This window comes from Micromonospora maritima, assembly GCF_902825405.1.
Taxonomy (GTDB): Bacteria; Actinomycetota; Actinomycetes; order Mycobacteriales; family Micromonosporaceae; genus Micromonospora; species Micromonospora maritima.
Genome location: NZ_CADEAU010000621.1, coordinates 1 through 2,777, shown reverse-complemented (window position 1 = coordinate 2,777; position 2,777 = coordinate 1). Strand labels below are relative to the sequence as shown.

The 2,777-nt window shown below is 76.4% G+C and carries 2 protein-coding genes; both read right to left on the bottom strand.

The features are described from left to right. A partial coding sequence (locus HUW36_RS30070; protein WP_246248392.1) for a type I polyketide synthase occupies positions 1–1,613 on the bottom strand: 1,613 nt, incomplete at its 3' end. A gap of 21 nt (positions 1,614–1,634) precedes the next feature. After that, positions 1,635–2,777: beta-ketoacyl reductase (locus HUW36_RS30065; RefSeq protein WP_174531180.1), on the bottom strand; the 1,143-nt coding region annotated here is incomplete at its 5' end.

The following is a 2,777-nucleotide window of genomic DNA, read 5'->3' as shown; positions in this document are numbered from 1 at the left end:
TCGGTGCCGACCACGGCCGCGCGGTGCTCGAAGACCGACCGGGTGGTGGCCAGGGACCAGGCCAGCCGGGCCGGGTCGAGGTCGGCGTGGTCGCGGACGTGGCGGGCCAGGCGGGCGGCCTGCTCGCGCAGCGCGTCGGCGGAGCGGGCGGACAGCGACCAGACGGTGGCCGGGCCGGCGACCAGGGCGGGCCGGTCGTCCTCGGGCGTCGGGGCGGGCGTGGGGTCGGCCTGTTCCAGGATGACGTGGGCGTTGGTGCCGCTGATGCCGAACGAGGACACCGCGGCCCGGCGCGGCCGCTGCACCCGCGGCCACGGGCGGGCCTCGGTGAGCAGGGACACCGCGCCGGCGGACCAGTCGATGTGCGGGGACGGCGTGTCGACGTGCAGCGTCGCGGGCAGTCGCCCGTGCCGCATGGCCTGCACCATCTTGATGACGCCGGCGACGCCGGCGGCGGACTGGCTGTGCCCGAGGTTCGACTTGACCGAGCCGAGCCAGAGCGGGTCGCGCCCGTCGCGGTCCTGCCCGTACGTGGCCAGCAGCGCCTGCGCCTCGATCGGATCGCCGAGGGTGGTGCCGGTGCCGTGCGCCTCGACCGCGTCGACGTCGCCGGCGTCGAGGCGGGCGTTGCTCAACGCCTGGCGGATGACCCGCTGCTGCGACGGCCCGTTCGGGGCGGTGAGCCCGTTGGACGCGCCGTCGGAGTTGATCGCGCTGCCCCGGATCACCGCGAGCACCGGGTGGCCGTTGCGGCGGGCGTCGCTGAGCCGCTCGACGAGCAGCAGGCCGACGCCCTCGGCCCAGCCGGTGCCGTCGGCGGCGGCGGCGAACGACTTGCACCGCCCGTCGGAGGCGAGTCCGCGCTGCCGGGAGAAGCCGACGAACGCGCTGGGGCTGGCCATCACGGTCACGCCGCCCGCCAGCGCCAGGTCGAACTCGCCGGCGCGCAGCGCCTGCGCGGCCAGGTGCAGCGCGACGAGCGACGACGAGCAGGCGGTGTCCACGCTGACGGCCGGCCCTTCCAGGCCCAGCGCGTACGCGATCCGCCCGGAGACGACGCTGGTGACGGTGCCGGTGAGCAGGTAGCCCTCGTCGGCGTCCAGCGCGCCGCCGTCGGCGCCGACGCCGTAGCCGTTGGCGGCGGTGCCGACGAACACGCCGACCTTCTGCCCGCGTACCGACGACGGGGCGATGCCGGCGGTCTCGAACGCCTCCCACGACGTCTCCAGCAGCAGCCGCTGCTGCGGGTCCATCGCGAGGGCCTCGCGCGGCGAGATGCCGAAGAACTCGGCGTCGAAGCCGGCCGCGTCGTAGAGGAAGCCGCCCTGCTGGGTGGTGGAGCGGCCGGACCGGTCGGCGGAGGGGTCGTAGAGGTTGGCCAGGTCCCAGCCCCGGTCGGTGGGGAAGCCGCCGACGGCGTCGCCGCCGGCGTCGACCAGCTCCCACAGCTGCTCCGGGGTGGACACCCCGCCGGGGTAGCGGCAGGACATCGCGACGATCGCGACGGGTTCCCGGGCCGCCGCCGTCAACTGCTGGTTGAGCTGCTTGAGCCGGCTGGTCTCCTTGAGGGAGGCCCGAAGCGCCTCGACGACCTTGTCTGCGGACGTGGACATCATCTACTCCGTACGTGGGCGTCAGGACTCGGTGCCGTCGAGGGCCAGCCGGATCAGGGTGTCGGTGTCCATCTCGTCGAGGTCGACCCCCGCGCCGTCCGGTTCGGCGGCGGGACCGTCGTCGCCGGTGAGACCGAGCAGCAGGTCCAGCAGCCCGGCCTCGCGGATGCGGGCGAGCGGGACGGTGGCCAGCGCATGGCGTACCGCGGTCTCGGTCGGGTCGGCGGCCGGCCCGGCGGGCGCGTCGGGCAGCAGGGTGGCGCGCAGGTGGCCGGCGAGCGCGGCCGGGTCGGGATGGTCGAAGACGAGCGTGGTGGGCAGGGACAGGCCGGTGGCCCGGTTGAGCCGGTTGCGCAGCTCGACCGCGGTCAGCGAGTCGAAGCCGAGGTCCTTGAAGGCCCGGCGGGGTTTGACCCGTTCCGGGCCGCCGTGGCCGAGCACGGCGGCGGCCTCGGCGCGGACCAGGTCGGTGAGCCGGCGGTCCTGGTCCTCGCCGGTCAGGCCGCGCAATTCGTCGCGCAGCGCCGCGCCCCCGTCGGTGGGCGTCCCGGCGGCATCCCGCACCGCCTGCCGGGCGTCGGGCAGCTCGGCCAGGAACGGCCGGGGCCGGGTCGACGCGTACGCCGGGGCGAACGTCGTCCAGTCCACGTCGGCCACGGTCAGTGCGGGGCCGCCCCGGCCGACCGCGACGCGCATGGCGTGCACCGCGTCGGCGGGGGCCAGCACCCGCAGTCCACGCCGGGCCAGTTCCCGCTGGGCGTCGTCGGTGGCCATGCCGCCGTCGGCCCACGGGCCCCAGGCCACGGAGGTGGCGGCGAGGCCCCGGGCGTGCCGACGCTCGGCAAGCGCGTCGAGGTAGGCGTTGCCGGCCGCGTAGCCGGCCTGCCCGCCGCTGCCCCACACGCCGGCGATGGAGGCGAACAGCACGAACGCGTCGAGCGGGCGGTCGCCGAGCAGTTCGTCCAGGTGGGCCGCGCCGGCGGTCTTGCCGCTCGACACGGCGGCGAGCCGGTCCAGGTCGGTGTCGAGCAGCGGGGCCACGTCGTTGAGGCCGGCGGCGTGCACCACGGCGGTCAGCGGCGCCGGGTCGTCGTCGAGGCGGGCGAGCAGCGCGGCGACGGCGTCCCGGTCGGCCACGTCGCAGGCGGCGATCGTGACGCGGAC